The following is a 24,716-nucleotide window of genomic DNA, read 5'->3' on the forward strand; positions in this document are numbered from 1 at the left end:
TACAGTTGACAAAGAGCCGAAATTAATTCTAGACTTACAATTTTTTATTTTCCAAGGTAGTATTCAGAAACTACGTTCAATTTTTCGTCGAATTCGAATACCAATGGTGGGAAGTTAGGGATTTCCACGTCCATGATTTCGTCATCTGACAAACCTTTGATGTGTTTTACAAGGGCACGGATTGAGTTACCGTGAGCTCCTACGAATACGTTTTTACCATCTTTAAGAGCTGGAGCGATTTTATCTTCCCAGAAAGGAAGGGCACGTTCCAAAGTCACTTTCAAGTTTTCAGCATCTGGAATAACTGAGTCGTCAAGTGAAGCGTAACGACGGTCTGTGTGAGCTGAGTGCTCATCATCACGATCCATGTTTGGAGGCAATACATCGTATGAACGACGCCAGATGTGAACTTGCTCATCACCAAATTGTTCTGCAGCTTCAGCTTTGTTTTTACCAGTCAAACCACCGTAGTGACGTTCGTTCAAGCGCCATGATTTTTCAACTGGAACCCACAATTGGTCAGAAGCTTCAAGAGCCAAGTTAGTTGTTTTAATCGCACGTTTCAATACTGAAGTGTAAGCTTGGTCAAATTCGATACCAGCTTCTTTGATCAATTTACCAGCGTCAATCGCTTGTTGTGTACCTTTTTCAGACAAATCAACATCAGCCCAACCAGTGAAAAGGTTAGCTTTGTTCCATTCAGACTCACCGTGGCGAGCAAAAACCAATTTTACCATTAGATGGATTCTCCTTTAAATTTTCCGAGGTTTTCCCTCGTTTATCTATTCTATTTTACACAATTTTTCACAAAAAAGCTAGTCAAAACCAAAAAGGAAAGGACTGTTTGGCAGTCCTTTTCCTTCTTAGTATCATACAACAACCTTATTTCGCTTCAAATCCTTCTGCGACTGCATCCGCAAAGTTTTCTTCTACGATGCTTGCACAGTGGTCACAGATGACTGCGTGGTAGCTACGTTCTGCTGTTGTTGGGTCGATACGACGGCAACGGTCACATACTTGGCCTGCAGCACGTTCAACTGTAAAGGCTACATCTTCGAAACTAACGGCAGATTCTGGAGCTGGTCCTTCTGCGATAGTCAATTCAGACACGATCAAAAGTTGAGCTACATTGCTGTTTACTGCTTCGAGTAGAGTTTTCACCACTTCATTTGGATAAACTGTCAAGTGAGCTTCAAGTGATTTACCGATTACTTTTGCATTACGAGCTTCTTCCAAGGCTTTTTGAGCTTGTCCACGGAAGTCCATGAAGGCTGCCCATGTATCCAAGATTTCTTCTTGATTAGCAAAAGTTTCTGCTTCTGGCAATTCTGACAATTGAACGAAGTCTTCAGCTTCAAACTCAAGATATGACCAGATTTCTTCCGCAGTGTGAGGAAGGATTGGTGTCAAGAGTTTGGTGATTTTCACAAGAATATCATAGAAAACAGTCTGCATTTGACGACGTTCCAGTGATTTAGCACCTTCGATATAAACAACGTCCTTAGCAAAATCAAGGTAAAAGGCTGACAAGTCAACGTTGATAAAGTTCACCAAGGCCTTGTAAATTGTCAAGAATTCAAAGTTTGCGTAAGCATCACGAATCGTTTTCACAAGCTGGTTAAAGCGAATCGTCATGTACTTATCAACTGAACGTAGTTCTTCGTAAGCTACCGCATCCTCAGCTGGGTTAAAGTCAGATGTGTTAGCAATCAAGAAACGAAGAGTGTTACGGATCTTACGGTAAGTTTCAGAGACTTGGCTCAAGATATCCATAGAGATACGCACATCGTTGCTTGAGTCCACACTAGTTACCCATAGACGCAAGATTTCTGCACCAAATTGTTTTTCAACATCGCTTGGAGCAATGGTATTTCCAAGAGATTTAGACATCTTCTCACCTTTACCATCAAGGGCAAAACCTTGTGACAAGATTTGTTTGTAAGGTGCTACGCCATGGTTGGCAACAGATGTGATGAGTGAAGAGTTGAACCAACCACGGTATTGGTCAGAACCTTCTAGGTAAAGGTCTGCTGGGTAAGTCAACTCTGGACGGTTTACAACAACTCCATTCCATGATGAACCTGAGTCAAACCATACATCCATAATATCTGTTTCTTTCTTGAACTCCCCATTTGGAGAACCTGGATGTGTAAATCCTTCTGGCAAGAGGTCTTTGGCATCACGTTCCCACCAAATGCTTGAACCATGTACTTCAAAGAGTTGAGCCACATGTTCGATAGTATCAGCTGTCATGATAGCTGTACCGTCTTCAGCGTAGAAGATTGGAAGTGGAACACCCCAAGCACGTTGACGAGAGATAACCCAGTCGCCACGGTCACGAATCATATTGTAAAGACGGACTTTACCCCATTCTGAGTGGAATTTCACTTTTTCAATTTCATCCAAGATTTCTTGGCGGAATTTAGAAACTGAGGCAAACCATTGTGGAACTGCACGCCAGATGATTGGTTTCTTAGTACGCCAGTCAAATGGATATGAGTGAGAGATTTCTTCTTGGGCAAGAAGAGAGTTACCAAGTTTTTCAATCACAGTTGGTACAACCTTGTCGTAGAACTGGCCTTCAAATTCAGCACCAGCATTCGCCGTCATGATACCACGCTCGTCAACAGTGACTGCGACTTCAAGACCATTAGCAATACCAACATTGTAGTCGTCCTCACCAAAACCAGGGGCTGTATGGACGATACCTGTACCAGAGTCAGTCGTAACGTGGTCACCAAGGATAACCAATTCATCTACAGCTGTATCCCATGGGTGTTCTGTTACGATGTGGTTGAGTTCTTGACCACGGTAAGTTACCAACACTTGAACATCAACCCAGCAAAATTTCTCAGACAAGCTAGTCAACAATTCTGCAGCAACCACAAACTTACGAGCTTCACCAGCAGGTTGAACCAAAACGTACTCAATATCTGCACCAACAGTTAAACCACGAGAAGCTGTGATGGTGAATGGGGTAGTTGTCCAGACAACGATGTAAGTATCTGTATCTAGAACACCTTTGCCATCTTTTACCTTATTGGCATAGTAAAGAGATGTTGAAAGCAAGTCATGGTATTCAATCTCCGCTTCAGCAAGGGCAGACTCAGATGACCATGACCAGTAAACTGGCTTGGCACCACGGTAGATATAACCTTTATTAGCCATCTCACCAAATACACGGATTTGGGCTGCTTCATAGTCAGGAGTCAAAGTCACATATGGATTTTCCCAGTCACCAGAAACCCCCAAACGTTTAAAGTCTTCACGTTGTTTATCTACTTGAGAAAGAGCATATTCACGGCAAAGCTTCAAGTACTCAACCAAGTCCATTTCTTTACGTTTGACACCTTGTTTTGCTAAAACTTGCTCGATTGGCAGACCGTGAGTATCCCAACCTGGGATAAATGGTGCGTAAAAACCTGACATAGATTTTGAGCGAACAATGATATCTTTTGAAATCTTATTCATAGCATGTCCAACGTGGATATTTCCGTTTGCGTATGGAGGGCCATCATGCAAAGTGAAATGAGGTTTTCCTTGGTTCAATTCTTGACGACGTTGGTAAAGTTTTGCATCTTCCCATTCCTTTTGCCAAACTGGCTCTTTGGTCGGAAGGCCTGCACGCATTGGGAAAGATGTTTTCCCAAGATTAAGGGTATCTTTGAGTTTCATGGTATCTCCTTTATAAATAATAACAAATTAAAAACCACGACTTCCAAAAAGGACGAAAATCGTGGTACCACCTTTGTTCGGAAAAAGAACTAGTCTTTCTCCCTCTTATCCCGTAACGTGGGGAACGTCAAATCTTACTAGATTCAGATTTGATTGTTTGAGAGGATAATCTTATCATTAGGGAATGCAGGACTCACACCATCTCCTGCTCGCTGGAAATATAAGGATAAGATATTGTTCTCACATTATTTCTTATAAAATTGTAACGGATTCTTGCGGCGCTTCAAATCCTGGTTCTGAGTTTACAGCTTCAGTAGCTGGTGTTGGTCCTGAGTAATGGCTTGGAGCTACTTCTGGCTCTTCATACATTGGACCAACTGGATGAACAGGCTCTTCTTCAATTTGAGGACTCACTACAGGAGTTGAATTTTCCACTTCCTGTTTAGCCTGAGCTTCAAATTCAGCCAATTCTTTATTGGCTGCCTCAATACGGGCTTGTAACTCTGTCATTTCTTCTGGAGAAAATTGACGTGTCATATCAATTGGTTCTTCTTCAATTGGAGCTGGAATCGGTTCTCCAAGTACTTCGCTAACAACTTCTTTAAAGGCTTCATCACTAGTTTGAAGATAAGTAGCTGTTGGACGAAGAATATCTTCCCAATCTGAAGATTCAACGATAGCCAACTGGCTCTCAATGGTAGATTTTAGACGTTGATGGAAGACACGGCTCTTGTTCTTCAATTCTTCTGTTTCAACAGCAACCTTCTTAGCATTATCAGCTGCCTGACGAAGAATTTCATTTGCCTTGTATTTTGCCTCTTCCAATAATCGATGTGCATCCTGTTCAGCTTGATGAATAATATTATTTGAACGATCGTGTGCTGTTTGTTTTACTCTCTCAGCTGTATCTTGGGCAATCAATACAGACTGGCTCAATGAATCTTTCATCTCATCAAAGTAAGATAAACGCTCTTCCAAATTTTTAATATGTAAATCCTTATCGTGATTAGAACGAACTAAATCTTCATAATCACGAACTACAATATCTAAAAATTCATCTACTTCTTCTGGATCAAAACCTCTAAATCGTGTGCTAAAGGTTTTATCTTTGATTTCTAACGATGTAATTGGCATATTTTTCCTCACTTACTTAATAACAACTGGACTGTTATTTTTTTCTTCTCTTTTTTAGTTTGTCCCTTATCTTGAAGCAACCTCAAACGCCCAAATTTTCTCACACTAATCAAGTCTCCAACTTGAACAGTATAATCTGATTTATCTACCATATGATAATTTACTTGGACAAGTTTCTTGTTAATCAACTGGTTTGCTTGATTTCTAGATAGTTTTAAAACATTTGATAAAAGAACATCTAATCTAAAACTAGACACGCATAAATCCAGCTCTCTATACTGTTCCAACTTATCTATTTTCTCGGTGAAAGGACGTTCCTCCAGCGAAACGGGTATACGACCAATTTTCTTTAATCCATCTTGAAAGAGAAGAAGAAATTGATGATTAATCATAATCTGCGCCCGTTCTTCATCTACTAGGATATCTCCAAAAAGTTTCCGTTCAATCCCTAATTGATTGATGACTGTCCCTAAAATCTTAGCATGCGTTAAGTGTTCAAATTTATTGGAATACACAATTTCCTGGAGAGACATTTCAAAATCTGAAAACTCTGGCTGGAAATAATCTGGGTATAATAAAACTCGAACATACTCACTTGAGACGAATTCCCCACTACTGCTACAAGCAAGGCCATAGGTTTTGGCTAAAATCTTCAATAACTTCTCTTGATGAGGATTGATAAAAGGAGTTAAAAAAGGCGCATAGCTATCTTCTACCTTCTTAATCCATTCCATTCCCTTGTCAAGAAATGGCCGATCTTCTATAGAAAAATGCTGGTAAATACCTCTATTCATATTATCATTGCAAGAAAACGCACTAAGTTTTCCCCTAAAAATCGAACCAAAACGATCGCAAGCCAAACAGATAAATCAAGACCTGCTATCTGTAGAGGCAGGCGTTGCAAAGGAACAAGCACTGGTTTTACCAATGCTACAATCCAACGACCTAAACTTGATTCGTAGGCGCCTGGAAACCAAGACATGACAGCAAAGGCTACCAAAATCAGGGAGTAAATATCCACTGCATTATAAATCAGACGAATTAAAAAAATCATTATCGTACTCTATTTCGTCTCATATCAAAATCAAACTCACCCTGTTGATCTTCATCTGGTAAACGAATATCTTCAACATTTACAATAACATTCAATGGTGTCAACAGGTACATGGTAGAAGCTACCTTTTTCAAATTTCCAGCTAGAACATGGCAAGCTCCATCCAGATAATCTAAACAACGACGAGCTTGCACTTCAGTCATATATTGAAAATCAATCAAAATACTTTCGTTTCCTGCTAATAAATCAACAATTTCTATCGCATCTTCATATTTTCTAGGATAACGAACATCGATTGTTACTTTTTCAGTAGAATGCTGACTTTGCTTGGCTAACTCTTGTTGACGTGCATGAAGTCTAGTAATATTAGTTTCTTTTGTACTAGTTGTGCTTGTACGTGGTGTTTGATTTGTTGAAAGAGCCTTGTCCTGTGTAGAATTTACTGGAGTCAAAATGGGCTCATCTCGTTTTTCATTAGGGAGACTTAAATCCTCATCCTCCGTAAAATAATCTATAAATCTATCGAATCTATCTTTTAAAGACATGGTTCTCTCCTACTTAAAAAATGCTGTACCTATGCGAACAAAGGTGGAACCGAATTGAATCGCTTCTTTATAATCACGACTCATTCCCATACTTAACTCGGCCATAGGCATATTTGGAATTTGTTTTTCTTGGATTTCTTTTTGTAAATCTTGGGTCGCCTTAAAAATTTCTTTCAACTGCTCACTGCTAGCCTCAAAAGGTGCCATTGTCATCAAACCAACATATTCAATCTTATCTAGTTTGGCTAACTCTGGCAAGACTTCCAGCAGTTCCTCTCTCGAAAAGCCGTGTTTACTTTCTTCGTTAGAAATATTTACTTGAAGGAAACACTTGATGACTCTGTCGCTTCTTTTTTGAATTTCCTCTGCTAGCTTTACTGAGTCCAATGCGTGGAAATAATCAACGTATTGAATGACATCTTTTACCTTACGTCTTTGTAAGGTACCAATCAAATGCCAAGTCACATCTCGATCTTTTAAAGCTTGATATTTCTCTAGAAACTTATCTACACGATTTTCACCGATATGATGACCCCCTAGCGGAAGCAAGGCTTCCGCTGTCGGTACATCTACATACTTGGTAACTGCAATGACAGAGACTGAGCCACTCTCGCGATGAGCTCTCAGACTTGCTTCTGCGACTTCTCGAAAAACACGTTCTGTATTTTCTTTTACATTCATTTACTTAACGATTTTTGAAAAATGGAGGTGTATCCAACTCATCTTCATCTTGTGAATTTGGAATTTCAAAACGTTCTACCGGTGACACTACTGAATCAGTCGGACGAACAATTGTCTCGCGACGTAAATCCCAATCACCAAAAGCAGATCCTTGAGTTTGTTCCGAGCGACGTTGATTTTGTTTTGGCAATTCAGCCGTTTCTGCCATATCAAAATGACGATCAAATCCATGTGAATGAGCTGGTCTCACTGTCTCACGGTAGTTGGTAGTAGGTCTAGCTTGTGGAGTCACAACCTTTTCTACGCGGTCTTGACGAACACCCGTTGCAACAACTGTTACACGAATCTCATCACGCATACTTTCATCAATTGAAGTACCGAGCCAGATGTTTACTCCTTGTCCTGCTGCTTGGTTCACAATTTGTGAAGCCTCTTCTGCCTCAATCAAGGTTAAGTCAAGACCACCAGTTACGTTGACAATCACATCTTCTGCTCCATCAATTGTTGTTTCAAGAAGTGGAGAGTAAATTGCCTTACGTGCTGCTTCAACAACACGTTCTTCTCCACTACCGATACCAATACCCATAAGAGCATTCCCTTTATTTGCCATTACCGTTTTCACATCGGCAAAATCAAGGTTAATCAATCCTGGATTGGTAATCAAATCGGTAATTCCTTGAACACCTTGACGAAGAACGTTATCTGCTTCGCTAAGAGCCTCCAAAAGCGGTGTCTTCTTATCAACAATTTCAAGCAAGTTGTTGTTTGAGATGATCAATAGAGTATCTACATGCTCACGAAGTTGATTGATTCCTTCTACAGCAAATTGTCCACGTTTGCTTCCTTCAAAACCAAACGGACGTGTTACAACACCAACTGTAAGAGCACCTAAATCTTTAGCGATACGAGCAATAACAGGAGCAGCTCCAGTTCCAGAGCCTCCTCCCATACCAGCAGTGATGAAGACCATATCTGCACCACTGATAGCTTCCGTCAGTGTTTCTTCGCTTTCTTCAGCAGCCTTACGACCAACCTCAGGTTGACCTCCTGCACCTAAACCACGAGTCAATTTAGGTCCCAACTGAATAACAGTCTCAGCTTTTGTACTGCTCAATGCTTGCACATCTGTATTTGCTGCGATAAATTCTACGCCTGTAACACCTTCGTCGACCATACGGTTGATGGCATTGCCACCACCTCCACCGACACCAATTACTTTAATCACTGCACCTTGAGCAGCAGCTGTATCAAATGAAAATGTCATAATTTATTTTTCCTCTTTATTCGTCAAACATGCTTCCGATCAAGCCACGGAAACGATCTGCTAATTTCGGTTTATTTTGTGAAGTCTGTTGAAAATCTGTAACTTGTTCTGCAGGAGCTACAGGTTCTACTTCTGGAGTGGGAGCTGGTTGAACAGTAGTTGATTGAACAAACTGAGCTGTTTTCTGAATCATTCCCCCAAAACTCAGCGGTTGTTGGAATAAGCCTTCATCACCCTTGACTGCTCGTTGAGCCAAGAGATGTACTTCTGTCAATTGTCCTGCGAATTCTGAAAGACTAATCACATGCGCAAAAGCCGGATTACGAATTCCAACTTGATTTGGAACATAGAGTTTCACACGAACACCAAAGACTTCTTGAGCAAGCTCCACAATACCCGGTAAAATAGCCGTTCCACCAATCAAAACAATGCCACCAGGAAGATCCAATAAATGTCTTCTGTCTAAGTCTTGTTTGATTTGTTCAAAAATATGCTTAATTCGTGCAGAAATAATCTCTGACAAGTAATTTTCTGTTACTTCAACAGGTTCTACTTCCCCAATCACTTCGACTTGGAATGTTTCTTTACTTGCGAGAGGAGGATAAGCCTCTCCATAGTTTAATTTCAAACCTTCAGCTAGTTTCTGTGATGTCTTCAAGACTTTAGAGATATCCTTAGTTACATAATCTCCACCTTCTTGGAGAATATTGGTGAACTGGAGTTCTTGGTTACGGATTGTAGCAACAGTTGTTTGACCTGCTCCCATATCAATCACAGTAGCTCCAAATTCACGCTCTCCTTCGTTCAAGACTGAACGAACCAAAGCCAATGGTGAAATAATAATATTTTCAACCTGAACACCTGCACGCTCAACTGTCTTACGTAAATTGTGAAGAATAGTACGTGGACCTGTGTAAAGCAAACCACGCATTTCAAGACGAACACCCATCATGCCACGCGGGTCACGAATACCTTGGAAACCATCTACGATAAATTCTTCTGGAATAAAAGTAATGACTTCACGATCTGGTGTCATACTCTTTGTCAAAGCTGATTTGACAACATTTTCGACATCTTGGTCTGTAATTTCTTTTGTATCAGATGTAACTGGAATCATTCCTTGAGTTGGTTCCACCTGTAAGAGATTAGCTGGCAAACCAACATTCACCGATTTAATTGAAATGCCTGCTTTTTCTTCAGCTTGGGAAATTGCCGATTTGATAGCAGTTGCTGCTGCATCAATATCAACAATAATTCCATCCTTTACACCTTTACTTTTGGCATTACTCACACCAATTACATTTAATTCACCATTTCTCTGCTCGGCTACAAGCACCTTGACAGAGCTTGTTCCAATATCTAGACCTGTAAAAAAGCCTTCTCTAGCCATTACATCGCATCCTCTCTATCTTCCAAGTTTCTAACTTCGTAATATTCAATAGCTAAACGTGGGCATAGCTATTCACAGAATATTATAACACAAAAAATCTCATCGTGCTCAGTTTTTTCCTAAATTTACTAGCCAATTTTTTTGTTTTTCTGTTCAGAAATTCATTCACTGTAAACTTTGTCAACAATCTGTCTATTGTACAAAAAAGAAAGCTCATTTCTAAGCTTTCTTTGCAATCATTTTTTCTGCTTCTTGTTCTAAAAATAGTTCCAAGATTTTCTTTGTCAACGTAATCGCCGCTGACAAGGCTAGGGAAACGATTAAATAATTAGCTACTAAGCCGTGATCTCCAACCAATGGCGGTTTTGTCAAGAATCCGTAATCACCACCTGTTACCAAATTGACCACCAAAATCAAGGCATTTAGGGCAAAGGTCATGAGAAAAATTCCCTTCACATCCAGTAATCGCGCATTGTACTGTCTCAAGAGATAAACTAGAGAGTTCCCCAAGAGAGCTAAGTGCCCAAAGATAAAGGACAAGATGGCAATATGGGGGAAAGGATAGGCATCTGGCACTGGATAAACAAAGGCTGCTAATGTTCCGAATGTCCCTAGCAATGCAAAATACTGCCGATATTTGGACTGACCAGGAAGCAAGAGTACCACAAACATGGCCATACGACAATGGTAAAAGGGTAAGCTTTCTGACAGTGGCATATGATTGACCCAGTACCAACCATAGAGAAGGATTAACTGAACTGCCTGTAAAATCTGGAAAAATCGTTGGTAAACCTTCTTCTCACGATAACGATAGGCTGTATAAAAGGTCAAGGCCAAGAGTGTAAATATACTGACATACCAAAAAAGGTCAAATTTGGGTGGTTCTGTTGCTTGGGTCGTAAAGAAAATATCCCATAAATTCATCTAGTCTTCCTCATGATTCAAAATTTTCCTGCATTTTATTATACCATGCTACTTGAGAAAAATGAATTTAGAAATACGATAATCATCTTTTTAGTCAAGATATTGTTCCCTCTGACCTTGATAAACCTGCCAAAGAAGCTCTATTTGCTCCTTGGTAATGCGTTTTTCAGATAAGTTCGGCAGCTGGTCAATGGCAAAAAATTGAAGGTCAGCGATTTCTTGATTTTCTTGAAATTGTCCATCGAGAAACTTACATTCAAAAACAAACTTTGCATATTGTTTGCTCCGTAGTTGGAAACGATTGGTATCAAAAACAGCTAGTAGTCGTTCAACTTTGGCTTTAAAACCGGTTTCTTCTTCAATTTCCTTGAGAATATTTTCTGTTGGAGAATAGCCAACCTCACCAAAGCCACCTGGCAAAGCCCAACTATCCTCTCCTTGTCCCCTAACCAGACAAATCTTTTCGTCCTCAACAATCCAAGCACGGACGTCCATTAACGGAGTCGCATAAGCAGAAGTTGGCTTCAAGACTTCTGCCACTTCTTCGGCATCAAGGTCTGATGCTTGATTCAACATTTCAGATAAAAGGCCTCGCAAGTCTTCGTAGCGCTCACGGTCAAACGGATCTTTTGTAAAGGTTAATCCAGTATCTGTAATGGCAATCATTCTTTGCAAATACTTGACAAAATCACTTGTCTTCATTTTCTAAACTTTCTACCAACTTGGCTAGATTCATAGAGTTAGAGCCTTTGAGCAGGATTTGGTCATGAGCCCCAAGGCTTTCTTTGACCTGCTTAACTAGGTCTTCAAATTGGTCTTGGTCTTCTGTTTTCTTGAAGTAATAAACGTGTCCGATTGGGAACATTTGACTGGCAAGTTGGGCCAATTCTGCGATATCTGCTCCATAGAAAATCACGGTATCCAGTACATCTGGCGAGAGGCTCAGAATCATCTGGTTATGGAGTTGGACTGACTGGTCACCTAATTCCCTCATATCTGCTAAGACAGCGATTTTCTTGCCCCCTTCATTGGCTGGAATGGCAGAGAATGTTTCCAAAATTAACTTCATAGCAGTTGGATTAGCATTATATACGTCAGACAGAATATCTGCTCCATTGGCTGCTTTCTTCCACTCGGTACGGTTACGCGTCAATTCAAGATTTTGGAAGGCCTGACGAATTTTCTCCTCTGAAACTCCTTCTTGCAGGGCAACATAGGACGCAATCATAGCATTAGTGGCATTGTACTTGCCAGTCACTGGCAAATCAAGAGCTTGTTCCAAAAAATTAGCCTTAAATGTCAGACTATCCTTGCGCTCAATCAAGTCTGTTATTTCCAGCTCTGCTCCTTGCCCAAAACGAACCACCTTTTTATCAGCTGGCAAGTAGTCCTCTACAATAGAGTCAGCTGGTGCCAAAAGCAAAGAACCCGAAGCCATACCATCTACAATTTGCATTTTCCCTTTAGCGATTTCCGAACGGTCTTTGAAAAAGGCCAAATGTGCTTCTCCAACCAAGGTCACGACGGCTGTCTTAGGATGAGCCAATTCTGACAAGAGATGAATATCTCCCAAGTGATCCTGCCCCATCTCCAAGACTAACTTTTCTGTCCCTTCAGGCATATGGAGAACTGTGTAGGGAAGACCAATCTCATTATTGTAGTTTCCTTGTGTTTTGTAGGTCTTGTATCTTGTTGACAGTAAATGCGCCAACATATCCTTGGTCGTCGTCTTACCATTTGAACCCGTTACAGCAAAGACATCAACAGCTGTTTTCTCAAGATAGTAGGCAGCTAGTGATTGAAAGGCAGCCAAAACGTCGTCTACTAGAATGTAGGGGTGATTTGCGATTTCTTTCTCAGACAGGGTTACAGCAGCACCATTTTCAAAGGCTGTTTCGATAAAGTCATGGCCATCACGCGCACCTTTGAGGGGCACAAACAAGTCCCCTTCCTCAATCAAACGACTGTCAAACTCAGCCTTTTCCAACTGGATGTCCTCAAAGATGCTGACATCATTTTTCACCCCAACAGCTTGGGCAACTTCGTGGATAGTTAATTTCATTTCTACTCCTTTAAAAAGGGTCGGAGCCCGAGAACTCTAGTCACCTTGTAGTGATGGTTCTGGCTCCTACCCCTTCTTTCATTTTTATAGCAAATGCGCTTCGCGCTTGTCAAAACTTTCCTTGGCAAGGTCAACCAAACGCTCGATTAGGTCTGGGTAGCTGATTCCCATATTGTCCCAAAGTAATGGATACATTGACCACTGGGTGAAACCTGGCATGGTATTGAGCTCATTTAGGAAGATTTCTCCCTTATCTGTATAAAAGAAATCACAACGAGATAAGCCTAAACCACCAATGGCACGGAAGGCCGTTTCTGCATTTTGACGCATGACAGCTATCACATCATCACTGATTTTAGCTGGGATATCCATGGTAATCTTGTTGTCAATATACTTGGCATCGTAGTCATAAAAGGCAACATCCTTGACTACTTCTCCTGGTAGCGTACTTTTGACATCGTAGTTTCCCAAGAGTCCAACCTCGATTTCACGGGCATTGACCCCTTGCTCTACCAAAACACGACTGTCATATTGAAAGGCAAGTTCCAAAGCCTGACGGAGTTCTTCTTGATTTTCAGATTTAGAAATACCGACACTTGAACCCATGTTTGACGGCTTAGTGAAGACTGGATAAGTCAATTTTTCTTCCACTTCAGCGATTTTAGAAGTCATATCATCACCTTCAACGATAGCCACATAAGGAACTTGAGCAATGCCAGCAGATTCTAACACACGCTTGGTCGTGATTTTGTCCATGGCAAGACTGGATGACAAAATATTGCAACCAACATAAGGCATTTTCAAAACTTCGAGGAAGCCTTGAACAGAACCATCTTCTCCCATCGGACCGTGAAGAACTGGAAAGACAACTGCCCCTTCTTCATAGATAGCACTTGGAGCAATTTTCTTATCCCAATCAATAGTTTCATTGGTCATGAGACGGTCCTCTTGACCTGGAGTCTGACTAAATTCCTGCGTTTTGATAAAGTCACCTGACTGACTGATAAAGAAAGTCTTGACTGCGAAACGATCATAGTTAACCGCACGCATGACACTTTCTGCTGAAAGGACAGAGACTTCACGCTCTGCACTCCGTCCACCGTATAAAAGAATAATCGTTTGTTTCATATTACTTGTCCTAATTCTACTAGAATACTCGCTCTTTAGTATATCATATTTGCTTCTTTTTTGAAACTTGAACCCGATACTGGTCTTAAAGTAATCTAAAAAGAGACCGATAAAACAAATATCGATCTCCTTGATTTTTTGTATAAATGAATTTAGTTTATTAATTTATCTAGACTTACAGCTCTGTCCGATTTTCAATGGCTCGTAAGAGTGTAACTTCGTCCGCATACTCGATATCTGCCCCCACAGCAAGACCTCGTGCCAGACGCGTAACCTTAATACCAGCTGGCTTGAGTAAGCGTGAAAGATACATGGAAGTCGCTTCCCCATCTGCCGTGGCATTGGTTGCTACGATGACTTCTGAAACCTCACTATCCATGAGACGAGTCATGAGGCTCTTGAGATTGATATCATCTGGGCTGATGCCATTCATGGGGGAAATCAGGCCATGCAAAACATGATAAAGTCCATGATATTCTTGGATATTTTCCATGGCCGCCACATCACGACTATCCTCTAGCACCAAAATCGTTGTCTGGTCACGACTTGGATCGGTACAGATGGAGCATGGATCATCATCGGTCAAGCGACCACAGATGGAACAATAGGTCAGCTCTCTCTTAGCAGAAAGGAGATTTTTTGCAAATTCATTGACGTCGTCATCAGACATGCCAATGGTATAAAAGGCCAGACGCGTAGCCGTCTTAATCCCGATACCTGGTAACTTAGAATAACTGTCAATCAGCTTGGCAATGGGTGTTGGATAAAGCATAATTTCCTTTCTAGTTCATCGGATGGTATTTTTGATACAGATTGATAATGTCACGCGCAATGGAAGGTCCTACACCATTTGTTAGATTGGTATTATGAGGAAAGACTACTGCAACAGCGATTTGGGGATTATCAGATGGGGCATAGGCTACCGCATTGGTATTGGTTGCTTGCTGACCATCTGCCACATAGCTTTCGGCTGTACCCGTTTTTCCGCTAATGGATACCAAGGCACCATTTGAAAAGGCACGTCCAGTTGTCAATCCACTAGTCCCATGAGCAACCTGATAAAAACCTTGGTGCAAGACACTCATATCGGAGTCGGATATATTGACCTTATTCATCTCTGTCGGTTGCAGTTGCTGAATCAAGTCGCCCAGTCCTCCCTTATCATTATTTCCATAAATGCCTTCAACAATACGAGGAGCCACACGAACACCATCATTTGCAATAGTTGCTACATACTGAGCCAACTGCATCGGCGTATAGTTATCAAACTGCCCAAAGGCATTGGTGATGAAATTGGCAAAGTTATACTCTTTGGGAATAAATCCAGTAGATTCATATGGTAGGTCAATCCCGGTCGCAGACCCCAAGCCATATTCGCCAAAGGTTGAACGCAATTTCCCCATAGCAGACTCTAGATTGCTGGTTCCGACAAACATATTTGGTTGATAGGTTTGCCCCATAAGACCTAAGGCTGTTTGGACCATATAAGCATTGGATGAATACTCTAGAGCCTGAACCGCTGTAATCGGCATTGGCACAGAAAAGGCAGTATACCAAGAATTAATTGGAGCTGAACCTTGGAAGACAATGGACTGGTCTGTCAAGGTCTGGTTTCCTGACAAGACTCCATTTTCCCAACCTGAGCTGATGGTCGCCGCCTTGACAACCGAACCTGGAACAAAGACATTGGTTACCGTTCCCAAGGAATCAGGCGTCAACTCTCCCGTTTTCAAGTCCTGTTTAATCCCTGACATAGACAAAACAGCACCTGTTTTTGGGTTAAGGGCGACTGCATAGACACCTTCAGAATACTTGGCTCCACCATTTCCCAACTCTGAATTGAAATAACTTTTCAGCAAGGCATCCACGCTATCTTGAAAGGCCAAATCAATGGTCAGTTTAATATTATTCCCTTTGGTACCATCTTCGATATTTTCGACACTTTCCATATTACCGTACTTGTCTAGATGAATTTCCTTCACCGAGCGTTTACCTTGCAAGGTTTCCTCGTATTGCTTTTCTAGGTAAGAAGTCCCAACACGGTCATTTAGAGAGTAACCTTTTTTAAGATAAGCATCTGCTTCTTCTGCTGGGAGACCAGCTTTTTCACTCGATACACTACCTACTATAGAAGAAAGGGAAGTCTCTAGAACTTTTCGATCCCACGAAGTTGAGATACTGACGCCGGGTAATTGTTTCGAAGCAGAGGCAATCAGAGCAATCTGGGTATCTGTCAAGGCATCTGTCACAATGGTTCCTGTCGCAAAGTTTCCAACGGCATTTAACTGACTAAAAAGATAGATTTCTTTCTTTTCATCCTCTGTATAGTTTAGTTGACTCGTTTGGACACTATCGACCGCATTGTTATACAGTTCTGATTCGGACAAACGATTGCCATCTGAATCCAAGCGCTTCTCACTTGGGAGAGCCTCCACTGTTTTTTTATAGATTTCAGGATCAGCTAAATAGTAATCTGCTAGCTGACGTTCTGTCAAATTTGGCGAACTGATGCTCACATATCCCAGCAACTGACTAGCGATTTCTTTCAGATCTTTAGCCGTCATTTTATTACTACGCGTAAAGGAAACAACCTGCTTTAACGTATTTTCTACCAAAGGTTTTCCACTAGCATCATAAATTTCCCCACGGGCAGAACTGGTTGTGACCTTGGTCTGACTAGCTGAGGCTAGCTTTTTTTCGTAAAAATCCTTGTTCAAAACCTGCATATACAACAAACGACCAATAATGGTCATAAAGAGTAAAATGACGATTGAAAACAATAAATTAAGCCGAATCGGAATCGAATGGCTGTTAAATTTTCTCATACAAATCAGTCTCATTTCTAATACTCAATGAAAATCAAAGAGCAAACTAGGAAGCTAGCCGCAGGCTGCTCAAAGTACAGCTTTGAGGTTGCCGATAAAGCTGACGTAGTTTGAATTGGATTTTCGAAGAGTATAATTAAAATCTTACTCTTAATTGTACCACAATTTGAGCAGAAAATTATGGAAAAGAAAGAAGCTTTTTTCGTTTTTACGGCAAGATACGTTTTTATTTATTCATCCCTATATTATATGTTATAATGAATGTAAAAGTTCAATAATCTAGCCTTTTTCCAACACGACTCATTTAAAGGAGCCTTCCCTATGGACAAACCAGATATCGCAACTGTCATTGATTCACATTTTGAAGAAATGACAGACCTAGAGCAAGAAATCGCTCGCTATTTTTTGCAAGCTGAAACGATTACAGATGATTTATCTTCTCAACAAGTCACTCAAAAATTACATATCTCTCAGGCTGCACTAACTCGCTTTGCTAAAAAGTGTGGCTTTACTGGCTACCGAGAATTCATTTTCCAATACCAACATCAGGCAGAAAATCAAGCTAACCAAGTCTCCAAGCACAGTCCACTGACCAAACGAGTCCTCAGAAGCTATAGCAATATGAGGGAACAAACACAAGACTTGATTGACGAAGTCCAACTAGAACGAATTGCCCAATTAATCGAAGATGCTGAGCGTGTCTACTTCTTCGGAACAGGGAGTTCTGGCCTTGTCGCTCGTGAAATGAAATTGCGCTTCATGCGTCTGGGTGTGGTCTGCGAGGCCTTGACCGATCAAGACGGCTTTGCCTGGACAACCAGTATTATGGACGAAAATTGTCTCGTACTTGGTTTCTCACTTTCTGGCACAACTCCCTCTATTTTAGACAGTTTATTAGATGCTAAGGAGATGGGGGCAAAGACTGTACTCTTTTCAAGTGTTCCCAATAAAGATAGTCAGGCCTACACAGAGACTGTTCTTGTAGCCACCCACAGCCAGCCTTCCTATATCCAACGAATATCCGCTCAACTTCCTATGCTCTTCTTTATCGATTTGATTTATGCCTACTTTTTGGAAATCAATCGCGAAAGCAAGGAGAAAATCTTTAACAGCTATTGGGAAAATAAAAAACTCAATGGATATCGTAGACAAAAACGTATAAGAAAATCCTAGTTTGGTCTAGCCAAACTAGGATTTTTATTCATCACTAAACAGACCTCTTCTAGATTATGAATTAGTCATATCTTGACTTGGTCTTAAATAACTTCATATAATCGCTTTTTGAAGGGAGTAAATAAGCAAGTCTGACCGTATCCTCAACAATTGTATATAATACAATATAATCCTTACTCAAGGTCAATCCTCGCGTTTGGTAGCTAGGGTCTAATTTCTTACCAAATTTTTCATCGGCATCAAATCCAGCTTGGGGGAAAATTTCTAGACGATTAATGTCTTTTCTGATACTCGCTACTTTTCGTCTCGCAGCCTCTACAGAACCGATTTCCTCTGATATATACTGATATATTTTATCCAGACTATCAATCACTCTAGGAGAATACAAAATCCTATACTTTTTATAATCCATAGCGTGTCACAACATCCTCGTCTGTCAAGTAATTTCCAGCCTCAATCTTGGCATAACTTTCTTGAACTTCTGCTTGTAATTGTCTAAACAAATACTCCTTCTCTAATTCCTCTTCACTCAGTAAATCTACTTCATTTGTTACGGCAACATTCTTTAAAAATAATCTGAGTGCCGATGAAAGAGAGAGATTTTGTTCTTTTAACACTTCCATGGCATCATTTACCAATTCTCTATTAGCTTGGAAGGTCACAATTTTATTTGAATTCGCTATAGCCATTTTATATAATTCCTTTATATATTTTCTTTATTATCTCACAATTATAAAGAAAGTCAAGGGAACTTGATTAGAAAATCCTAGTTTGGTCTAGCCAAACTAGGATTGTTTTGTCTTGATACTCTTCGAAAATCAAATTCAAACCACGTCAGCTTCGCCTTGTCGTACTCAAGTACTGCCTACGGCTAACTTCCTAGTTTGCTCTTTGATTTTCATTGAGTATAAAATGATAATAAGCACCCAACATACCTGCTGTATTTTGATGATGGGCAAATTCTAATCGTGTTTTTTCAGCTAGGCTTGGTACTAGAGCTTCTTTCAAAGCTTTTCGAATTTTAGGCTTGAGAATAGCTTCTTGCCCCATGATACCGCCACCGAGAATGACCACTTCTGGATTGGCAACGTAGCAAATATTTGCCAGACCTTTTCCTAGATAATCTACCATGCGGTCAATACCAGCCATACAAATCTTGTTGCCTTCAGTGGCTTCCTTAAAGATGCGTCGGCCATTCCACTGGTCAACTGAGTCGCCATGAGCTGCTGCTACATACTCCACCAAGGCTGTCGTAGAGGCCAAATCTTGGAATGCTCCATCCTGCATATGCATATAACCAACTTCACAGGCTGAATTGCTAAAACCATGGAAAACTTTTCCATCCATAATCAAGCAACCTCCGATACCTGTTCCAATGGTCAAGCAAAGTGTGACACTCGCTCCCTTGCCTGAACCAGATACTGCCTCAGCAAGACCTGCACAGTTGACATCATTTTCAATCTCACAAGGAATATTAAAGCTAGTCTCGATTTCCTTTTTGAACTGGGTGCCTGCGTAGTTAGGAATTTGAGGTCCTGCATAGAAGATCTCACCCTTGTCTGGATCCACCATTCCTGCAGAAGAAATGGCAACACCTGCTACTGGGCCTTTTTCTAAATAGCTAGCTACGATATCTTTGGTCTTTTGTAAGATATGAGGGCCACCCTTATATGCCTCTGTTGGCATTTCATGCGATTCAACCAGTTGGCCTTCTTGGTCAATCAAACCATATTTGATGTTGGTTCCACCGATATCAATTGCAACGTAGTGTGTCATAAATACCTCCTTATAGATTAGAGGAAGCGCTCCTTGGTTTCACGAATCAAGGCTGCAGCTGCTTCTACAACTGGACGATCTTCTTCAGTTACTGGTGTCAATGGTGAACGAACAGAACCAATATTCAAGCCTTCATTAATCTTCAAGACTTCCTTAATGACACCGTACATATTTCCATGTGCAGCAGTTAATTTGCCAATGATTGCGTTGATTGCATACTGCAATTCACGCGCTGTTTCCAAGTCTTTGTCAGCAATCAACTGATTGAGTTTCAAGAAAAGTTCTGGCATAGCACCATAAGTACCACCGATACCAGCCTTAGCACCCATGAGGCGTCCTCCTAGGAACTGCTCATCTGGACCATTAAAGACGATATGGTCTTCTCCACCAAGGCTCACAAAGGTTTGAATGTCTTGAACTGGCATAGAAGAGTTCTTCACACCAATAACACGAGGATTTTTCAACATTTCAGTATAAAGACTTGGAGTCAAAGCAACTCCTGCCAATTGAGGAATGTTGTAGATGACGTAGTCTGTGTTTGGAGCTGCAGAGCTGATATCATTCCAGTATTTAGCAACTGAGTATTCTGGCAAGCGGAAGTAAATTGGTGGAATCGTCGCAATGGCATCTACACCCAAGCTTTCTGCATGGCGAGCTAGTTCCATACTATCTTTAGTATTATTGCAAGCAACGTGAGCGATAATGGTCAATTTACCTTTGGCAACCGCCATAACTTCTTCCAAAATTAACTTGCGGTCTTCAACACTTTGGTAGATACATTCACCAGAAGAACCATTGACATAAAGACCTTGAACACCTTTATCAATAAAGTATTGAACCAAGGAACGCGTACGTTCTGGACTTACTTCTCCTTGTTCATCATAACATGCGTAGAAGGCTGGAATGACACCTTCGTATTTTTTCAAATCTGACATAGATTTTCTCCTATTATTTTTATTTTCTGCTAAAGCAGATTCTTTCTTTACTTCTTTAGTATACACTTTACTGAAAAGGCTTTCAATATCTTGTAGTCACTTAGATTTTAGTTTCTCGCTTATAGAATAGCGTTTGAAGCGTTTGAAAGTAGTTTCAGAAATAATTGCAACCCTTACTCATACTTAGCAAATAGCTTTTCCATCACTCCTACTTGTAAAAAAGCAAGAAGTCCAAAACCAAAGAGAATAAAAGCTGATCCTCCCAATAGGAGGGTAAAGGCTGATAGATATAGAATCATCAAAATCAAAAAGATAATTGCGATCATCAAGATAAACCAAGGAGCATTAAAACTAGCCAACATCAATCCTTTTTGAAGAATTTCTTTCCAAGATAGGTCATAACGTGCCGCGATAGGGTAACTAGCCAACATCACAATGGTAAGGAAAATTAGAATACCTAAACAAATAGCTTTCAGCAATTGGAAGGGCAGAGCTGTTTGACCCCAAAAAAGATAAAGATCTGAAAGGGTAAGAAACACAATTCCTAACTCCATTAAACCCAGCTGAAGACCTAATTTCAGATTTTGCCTAAAAACTCTTAGATAGGTTCTAAAAACTGGAACACGTCTACTTTGCTTGACTTCAAACATCGTCTGATAGAGACTAATTTTGGCTACCCCAATCGTTACGATTGGCAAACAAGTTACTACAAAGAGAAGATTGACTGTTACAATATCTAAAACCTTCTCACTAATTCGCATTAGAAAATTATCTGTATCAAATGCAGCCGTGATGAGACTTCTTCCTTTTTGTGACATGTTTGCTCCTCCTATAATTTAATTTATATCACTTGCTAAATCACTCCGATTTATCAATTGATAAGATTCAACTCTTAAACTCAATTTTCAAAAGTGTTCAATAATACTCAATGAAAATCAAAGAGCAAATTAGGAAGCTAGCCGTAGGTTGCTCAAAACACTGTTTTGAGGTTGTAGATAAGACTGACGAAGTCAGCTCAAAACATGTTTTTGAGGTTGTAGATGAAACTGACGAAGTCAGTAACAATACATACGGCAAGGCAAAGCTGACGTGGTTTGAAGAGATTTTCGAAGAGTATTATTCTTCTATGGTAGAATGCTTATAGCCATAAGTGAAGTAAATAATACTTCCTACTAACAACGCAACTAGGAAAGCAATCCAAGTTTCCATATTATACTGCAACATAAAGGATAAACAAATGATGATTGATAAAATCGGTAACAAAGGTACAAATGGTGTTTTAAATTCGCCCGCTTTGGGCATTCCTTTTTCTTTCCGTAAACGAATCAAGCCGTAAGCAAGCATCATCAAGTAGGCCAAGGTACAAATGTTTAAGAAGGCTGCGATACTGGCTAGTGGGAATATTCCTGCTGCTACTGCTGAAGCTAGACCTGTTAAAATAGTAGCATTTTTGGGTACCTTACTTGTCTTTGTTAGTTCTTTAAATACAGCAGGCATTAAGCCATCACGCGCTAAACTGTAAATCATACGCGATAGGGCATAGGTCATCGAGATACAAACCGTAATCAAGGTCAAGATAGCCACCAATGACACATAGTTGGCTGCCCAACTAATTCCAATGCTACGAAGAGCAAAGGCAACGGCATCGTCGACATTTAGATGACTATAGTGAACCACACCAGTCAAGACAAGCGTCACCAAGGCATAGAGAATAGTTACGATTGAAAGCGATAAGACAATCCCTCTAGGAATATTTTTTTGAGGAGTCTTGACTTCATCTACAGCCATAGAGATGGATTCAAATCCCAAAAAACCGAAGAACATCAAGGATGCACCAGCCATAATACCAGTACTAGCACCATAGATTTGTCCAAAACCATACGGAGCAAAATTACTCCAGTTATCAAGTTTGATATGCCAGATTCCTACTAAAACAAAGAGAGCCAAAGCGGAAAATTTCAAAATAACTAGAATTGAATTAAAGCGTAAGGCTGCTTTAGCATTGAGTAAAACAAGTGAGGTCACCAAGACCAAGACAAGAATAGGCAATAAATCAACAAATGTCCCTGCTTGAGGATTAAAGGTCCCATTTAAAGCCTGAGGAAGGGCTATCCCGTATTGAGAGAGCAAGCCTTTAAAATAAGCTGCCCACCCCGAAGCTACGCCTGATATGGCTGTCATGAACTCCATCATGGTTAACCAACCAGCCAACCAAGCAGGGAATTCTCCTAATATAGCATAGAGATAGCTGTAGGCACCACCTGTAGCAGGTACTCGCGAAGCAAATTCTGCAAAAAAGAGGGCTGATAATCCCACACACAAGGCAGAAATGACGATTGAAATCACTAGGGCTGGACCAGCAAGCGTTGCAGCTGCAGTACCTGTAATTGTAAAAACACCTGTACCAACCATGGCTCCGATACCCAGCAAAATCAAATCCCATAACTTCAAATGCCTGTGCATCTCTGTTTTATCCAAACTAACATTCTTTGTTCTAAATATATTCATCTTTCTTCTCCAAATAAAATGATGATTCTATTTTACCATAAATATAGGATATTTGTGAATATTTATAAAATGTTTTTCTAAAAAAATCTGACTACATATTGTAATCAGATTTTTATCGATTCTAGTTCATTTCTTTAAAGGCTGCTTCCGCATCCGCATTGCTGATAACACCAAATTGAATCTTTCCAATCTTGCCTTGGCTATCAATTAGGTATTCTGTAGGAATGCTTCGAATTTGATAAGCTTGGAAGGTAGTTGCTTTAGTATCATAAAGAACGGGAATATCCTTATAACCTTGATCTTGGAACCATTGTGGGAATTGCTCAACAGTTTTTTCACCTTGAATTCCTGGTGCAATGACACTAAGAATTTCGAAATCGCGATCTGGTTTCGCAGCTAATTCCATCAACTCAGGCATACTTTTCTTACATGGACCACACCATGAAGCCCAAAATTTCAAGTAGACTTTTTTACCCTTATAATCAGATAACTTAACTTCTTTACCATCCATAGATTGCAAGGTGAAGTCTGGAGCTTCTTTTCCAACAGCAATTTGTTGTACAGGCGTTTGTTGCTGCTGTTTTGGGGCTTGTTGTGGAGATTGAGTTTTTTTAGTTTCTTCCTCACCACAGGCCATCAATACAACTAATGACAAAAGGCTTAAACCAGCAAACATTATTTTTTTCATCTTTTTCTCCTTTATTCAAAAATTCCAGCTAGAACATTTACTTGTCCTAATAGTAACAAAATTCCCATTAAAATAATAAGGAAACCACCAATTTTCTTCAGTAGCATCATATGACGTTTGATTTTACTAAAATAAGGCATTACTACACCTGAAGCTAGAGCCAAGACCAAGAAAGGAATAGCCATCCCCAGAGTGTAAATAAGAGTATATATGGCTCCTTGCCAAGCACCATTACCACCAGAAGCCGCAAGCGCTAAAACAGAACTCAAAACTGGACCAATACAAGGCGTCCAACCGAAGCTAAAGGTAATACCGAGTAAAAAGGCTGACCAATAACGATTGGCTTCTGATTTCTTAAAAGTTAAGCTTTTTTGAACCTCTAATTTCTTAAAATGAAAAATTTCCATCTGGTGAAGGCCTAAAATGATAATAATCGTACCCATGGTATAGCGAAACCAATTGGCATAGAGAATATTACCAAAGTAACCAGCTCCAAATCCTAGAATAAAGAAAATGAGTGAAATACCTGCGATAAAGCAAAGCGTTCGAATCAAACCTGACCAAGCAACTTTTCTACCAAATAAAGAAAAGCTTTTTGCACTTTCTTGATCATCCAGCAAAATTCCAGTATAAACTGGTAACAGAGGAAAAATACACGGGGAAAAGAAAGACAAGACCCCTGCTAAAAAAACTGAGATTGAAAATACTAGCGTTTCCAATAAAGAACCAACTTTCTTAAGAATTTAAACCTATTGTACTATAAATATTAAAATTTGTATCAAGTTTGCTACGGTTAACTGTTTTTGTCATTATATTATGTGAAACAAACTCTTTAATAGTACACTATGTTTTCTAAAACATTGTTAGAAATTGATTTGAATTTCTCAATCAAGTTGTTCAGTTTTTTCATTTCACTATAGATAAAAGAAAAAATTGGCTCTATAATATTTGTAG

At 40.1% G+C, this 24,716-nt stretch carries 24 protein-coding genes; 1 reads left to right on the top strand and 23 read right to left on the bottom strand.

Translation table 11 applies throughout. The annotated features are described in order from the left end of the window. Positions 1–44: 44 nt before the first annotated feature. The 15 genes from HT717_RS09110 to pbp2b all read right to left on the bottom strand — a co-directional run bounded on the left by HT717_RS09110 (position 45) and on the right by pbp2b (position 16,697). The gene (locus tag HT717_RS09110; RefSeq protein ID WP_000240129.1) at positions 45–737 is read right to left on the bottom strand and encodes a phosphoglycerate mutase; all 693 of its coding nucleotides are present in this window, start codon (positions 735–737) and stop codon (positions 45–47) included. A gap of 145 nt (positions 738–882) precedes the next feature. Then, positions 883–3,675 (bottom strand): isoleucine--tRNA ligase, encoded by a 2,793-nt coding sequence (gene ileS, locus HT717_RS09115; protein WP_173305078.1) that lies wholly within the window; start codon positions 3,673–3,675, stop codon positions 883–885. Between the two features lie 252 nt (positions 3,676–3,927). Continuing rightward, positions 3,928–4,809: a DivIVA domain-containing protein gene (locus HT717_RS09120; protein WP_173305080.1), complete on the bottom strand. Its 882-nt coding sequence runs from the start codon at positions 4,807–4,809 to the stop codon at positions 3,928–3,930. 8 nt (positions 4,810–4,817) lie between these two features. Next, on the bottom strand, positions 4,818–5,603 hold the full coding sequence (locus tag HT717_RS09125) for an RNA-binding protein (protein ID WP_049524528.1): 786 nt from the start codon (positions 5,601–5,603) through the stop codon (positions 4,818–4,820). Next, complete coding sequence (locus HT717_RS09130; RefSeq protein WP_173305082.1) at positions 5,600–5,863, bottom strand: YggT family protein; 264 nt, start codon at positions 5,861–5,863, stop codon at positions 5,600–5,602. The genes HT717_RS09125 and HT717_RS09130 overlap by 4 nt, the downstream gene beginning before the upstream one ends. Further along, complete coding sequence (locus tag HT717_RS09135) at positions 5,863–6,408, bottom strand: cell division protein SepF (protein WP_049524530.1); 546 nt, start codon at positions 6,406–6,408, stop codon at positions 5,863–5,865. Before HT717_RS09135 ends, HT717_RS09130 begins: the two co-directional genes overlap by 1 nt. Positions 6,409–6,417: 9 nt before the next feature. Next, positions 6,418–7,089 carry a YggS family pyridoxal phosphate-dependent enzyme gene (locus tag HT717_RS09140; protein WP_173305084.1) on the bottom strand — a complete coding sequence of 224 codons (672 nt, stop codon included), beginning with the start codon at positions 7,087–7,089 and terminating at the stop codon, positions 6,418–6,420. A gap of 4 nt (positions 7,090–7,093) precedes the next feature. After that, positions 7,094–8,353 (bottom strand): cell division protein FtsZ, encoded by a 1,260-nt coding sequence (gene ftsZ, locus HT717_RS09145; protein WP_000144288.1) that lies wholly within the window; start codon positions 8,351–8,353, stop codon positions 7,094–7,096. Between the two features lie 16 nt (positions 8,354–8,369). Continuing rightward, positions 8,370–9,743 (bottom strand): cell division protein FtsA, encoded by a 1,374-nt coding sequence (gene ftsA, locus HT717_RS09150; protein ID WP_173305086.1) that lies wholly within the window; start codon positions 9,741–9,743, stop codon positions 8,370–8,372. A 219-nt stretch (positions 9,744–9,962) separates the two neighbouring features. Further along, entirely contained in the window at positions 9,963–10,667 is a 705-nt protein-coding gene (locus tag HT717_RS09155) for a TIGR02206 family membrane protein (protein WP_173305088.1), read from the bottom strand. Positions 10,668–10,757: 90 nt separating this feature from the next. Continuing rightward, on the bottom strand, positions 10,758–11,369 hold the full coding sequence (locus HT717_RS09160; RefSeq protein ID WP_173305089.1) for an NUDIX hydrolase: 612 nt from the start codon (positions 11,367–11,369) through the stop codon (positions 10,758–10,760). Further along, positions 11,356–12,729 carry a UDP-N-acetylmuramoyl-tripeptide--D-alanyl-D-alanine ligase gene (murF, locus tag HT717_RS09165; protein WP_173305091.1) on the bottom strand — a complete coding sequence of 458 codons (1,374 nt, stop codon included), beginning with the start codon at positions 12,727–12,729 and terminating at the stop codon, positions 11,356–11,358. Before murF ends, HT717_RS09160 begins: the two co-directional genes overlap by 14 nt. A gap of 84 nt (positions 12,730–12,813) precedes the next feature. Then, positions 12,814–13,857 carry a D-alanine--D-alanine ligase gene (locus tag HT717_RS09170; RefSeq protein WP_173305093.1) on the bottom strand — a complete coding sequence of 348 codons (1,044 nt, stop codon included), beginning with the start codon at positions 13,855–13,857 and terminating at the stop codon, positions 12,814–12,816. A 175-nt stretch (positions 13,858–14,032) separates the two neighbouring features. After that, positions 14,033–14,629 (bottom strand): recombination mediator RecR, encoded by a 597-nt coding sequence (recR, locus tag HT717_RS09175; protein WP_000966748.1) that lies wholly within the window; start codon positions 14,627–14,629, stop codon positions 14,033–14,035. Between the two features lie 10 nt (positions 14,630–14,639). Further along, the gene (gene pbp2b, locus HT717_RS09180) at positions 14,640–16,697 is read right to left on the bottom strand and encodes a penicillin-binding protein 2B (protein WP_173305095.1); all 2,058 of its coding nucleotides are present in this window, start codon (positions 16,695–16,697) and stop codon (positions 14,640–14,642) included. Between the two features lie 306 nt (positions 16,698–17,003). On the opposite strand from pbp2b, the gene HT717_RS09185 reads away from it, so the two are divergent. After that, positions 17,004–17,855: a MurR/RpiR family transcriptional regulator gene (locus tag HT717_RS09185; RefSeq protein ID WP_173305098.1), complete on the top strand. Its 852-nt coding sequence runs from the start codon at positions 17,004–17,006 to the stop codon at positions 17,853–17,855. Positions 17,856–17,916: 61 nt separating this feature from the next. Here the strand turns inward: HT717_RS09185 and HT717_RS09190 are convergent, their stop codons facing one another. From HT717_RS09190 to ccdA2, 8 genes are all read right to left on the bottom strand, one after another. After that, a complete protein-coding gene (locus HT717_RS09190; RefSeq protein ID WP_173305100.1) occupies positions 17,917–18,267 on the bottom strand; it encodes a type II toxin-antitoxin system RelE/ParE family toxin in 351 nt (116 codons plus the stop codon). Next, complete coding sequence (locus tag HT717_RS09195; protein WP_000951984.1) at positions 18,257–18,544, bottom strand: hypothetical protein; 288 nt, start codon at positions 18,542–18,544, stop codon at positions 18,257–18,259. The genes HT717_RS09190 and HT717_RS09195 overlap by 11 nt, the downstream gene beginning before the upstream one ends. A gap of 190 nt (positions 18,545–18,734) precedes the next feature. Beyond that, the gene (locus HT717_RS09200) at positions 18,735–19,631 is read right to left on the bottom strand and encodes an ROK family protein (protein WP_173305102.1); all 897 of its coding nucleotides are present in this window, start codon (positions 19,629–19,631) and stop codon (positions 18,735–18,737) included. Positions 19,632–19,648: 17 nt separating this feature from the next. Continuing rightward, positions 19,649–20,566: a dihydrodipicolinate synthase family protein gene (locus tag HT717_RS09205; protein WP_173305104.1), complete on the bottom strand. Its 918-nt coding sequence runs from the start codon at positions 20,564–20,566 to the stop codon at positions 19,649–19,651. 173 nt (positions 20,567–20,739) lie between these two features. After that, positions 20,740–21,384 (bottom strand): YesL family protein, encoded by a 645-nt coding sequence (locus tag HT717_RS09210; protein ID WP_173305106.1) that lies wholly within the window; start codon positions 21,382–21,384, stop codon positions 20,740–20,742. 298 nt (positions 21,385–21,682) lie between these two features. Then, positions 21,683–23,074 (bottom strand): amino acid permease, encoded by a 1,392-nt coding sequence (locus tag HT717_RS09220; RefSeq protein WP_049539668.1) that lies wholly within the window; start codon positions 23,072–23,074, stop codon positions 21,683–21,685. Between the two features lie 121 nt (positions 23,075–23,195). Beyond that, positions 23,196–23,762 carry a thiol-disulfide oxidoreductase-associated lipoprotein SdbB gene (sdbB, locus tag HT717_RS09225; RefSeq protein ID WP_049539669.1) on the bottom strand — a complete coding sequence of 189 codons (567 nt, stop codon included), beginning with the start codon at positions 23,760–23,762 and terminating at the stop codon, positions 23,196–23,198. Between the two features lie 11 nt (positions 23,763–23,773). Continuing rightward, a complete protein-coding gene (ccdA2, locus tag HT717_RS09230) occupies positions 23,774–24,481 on the bottom strand; it encodes a thiol-disulfide oxidoreductase-associated membrane protein CcdA2 (protein ID WP_049539670.1) in 708 nt (235 codons plus the stop codon). Positions 24,482–24,716 lie beyond the last annotated feature (235 nt).

This window comes from Streptococcus sp. 959, from assembly GCF_013277075.1.
GTDB lineage: Bacteria > Bacillota > Bacilli > Lactobacillales > Streptococcaceae > Streptococcus > Streptococcus pseudopneumoniae_C.

Bases quoted from the DNA above. Each gene is read 5' to 3' on its own strand.
- HT717_RS09185 (WP_173305098.1), top strand. From the start codon at position 17,004: ATGGACAAACCAGATATCGCAACTGTCATTGATTCACATTTTGAAGAA.
- HT717_RS09200 (WP_173305102.1), bottom strand. From the start codon at position 19,631: ATGACACACTACGTTGCAATTGATATCGGTGGAACCAACATCAAATAT.
- HT717_RS09140 (WP_173305084.1), bottom strand. From the start codon at position 7,089: ATGAATGTAAAAGAAAATACAGAACGTGTTTTTCGAGAAGTCGCAGAA.
- HT717_RS09130 (WP_173305082.1), bottom strand. From the start codon at position 5,863: ATGATTTTTTTAATTCGTCTGATTTATAATGCAGTGGATATTTACTCC.
- pbp2b (WP_173305095.1), bottom strand. From the start codon at position 16,697: ATGAGACTGATTTGTATGAGAAAATTTAACAGCCATTCGATTCCGATT.
- ileS (WP_173305078.1), bottom strand. From the start codon at position 3,675: ATGAAACTCAAAGATACCCTTAATCTTGGGAAAACATCTTTCCCAATG.
- recR (WP_000966748.1), bottom strand. From the start codon at position 14,629: ATGCTTTATCCAACACCCATTGCCAAGCTGATTGACAGTTATTCTAAG.
- HT717_RS09125 (WP_049524528.1), bottom strand. From the start codon at position 5,603: ATGAATAGAGGTATTTACCAGCATTTTTCTATAGAAGATCGGCCATTT.
- sdbB (WP_049539669.1), bottom strand. From the start codon at position 23,762: ATGAAAAAAATAATGTTTGCTGGTTTAAGCCTTTTGTCATTAGTTGTA.
- ftsA (WP_173305086.1), bottom strand. From the start codon at position 9,743: ATGGCTAGAGAAGGCTTTTTTACAGGTCTAGATATTGGAACAAGCTCT.
- HT717_RS09195 (WP_000951984.1), bottom strand. From the start codon at position 18,544: ATGGCTATAGCGAATTCAAATAAAATTGTGACCTTCCAAGCTAATAGA.
- HT717_RS09110 (WP_000240129.1), bottom strand. From the start codon at position 737: ATGGTAAAATTGGTTTTTGCTCGCCACGGTGAGTCTGAATGGAACAAA.
- HT717_RS09220 (WP_049539668.1), bottom strand. From the start codon at position 23,074: ATGAATATATTTAGAACAAAGAATGTTAGTTTGGATAAAACAGAGATG.
- HT717_RS09170 (WP_173305093.1), bottom strand. From the start codon at position 13,857: ATGAAACAAACGATTATTCTTTTATACGGTGGACGGAGTGCAGAGCGT.
- HT717_RS09205 (WP_173305104.1), bottom strand. From the start codon at position 20,566: ATGTCAGATTTGAAAAAATACGAAGGTGTCATTCCAGCCTTCTACGCA.
- murF (WP_173305091.1), bottom strand. From the start codon at position 12,729: ATGAAATTAACTATCCACGAAGTTGCCCAAGCTGTTGGGGTGAAAAAT.
- HT717_RS09135 (WP_049524530.1), bottom strand. From the start codon at position 6,408: ATGTCTTTAAAAGATAGATTCGATAGATTTATAGATTATTTTACGGAG.
- HT717_RS09210 (WP_173305106.1), bottom strand. From the start codon at position 21,384: ATGTCACAAAAAGGAAGAAGTCTCATCACGGCTGCATTTGATACAGAT.
- HT717_RS09120 (WP_173305080.1), bottom strand. From the start codon at position 4,809: ATGCCAATTACATCGTTAGAAATCAAAGATAAAACCTTTAGCACACGA.
- ftsZ (WP_000144288.1), bottom strand. From the start codon at position 8,353: ATGACATTTTCATTTGATACAGCTGCTGCTCAAGGTGCAGTGATTAAA.
- HT717_RS09190 (WP_173305100.1), bottom strand. From the start codon at position 18,267: ATGGATTATAAAAAGTATAGGATTTTGTATTCTCCTAGAGTGATTGAT.
- HT717_RS09160 (WP_173305089.1), bottom strand. From the start codon at position 11,369: ATGAAGACAAGTGATTTTGTCAAGTATTTGCAAAGAATGATTGCCATT.
- HT717_RS09155 (WP_173305088.1), bottom strand. From the start codon at position 10,667: ATGAATTTATGGGATATTTTCTTTACGACCCAAGCAACAGAACCACCC.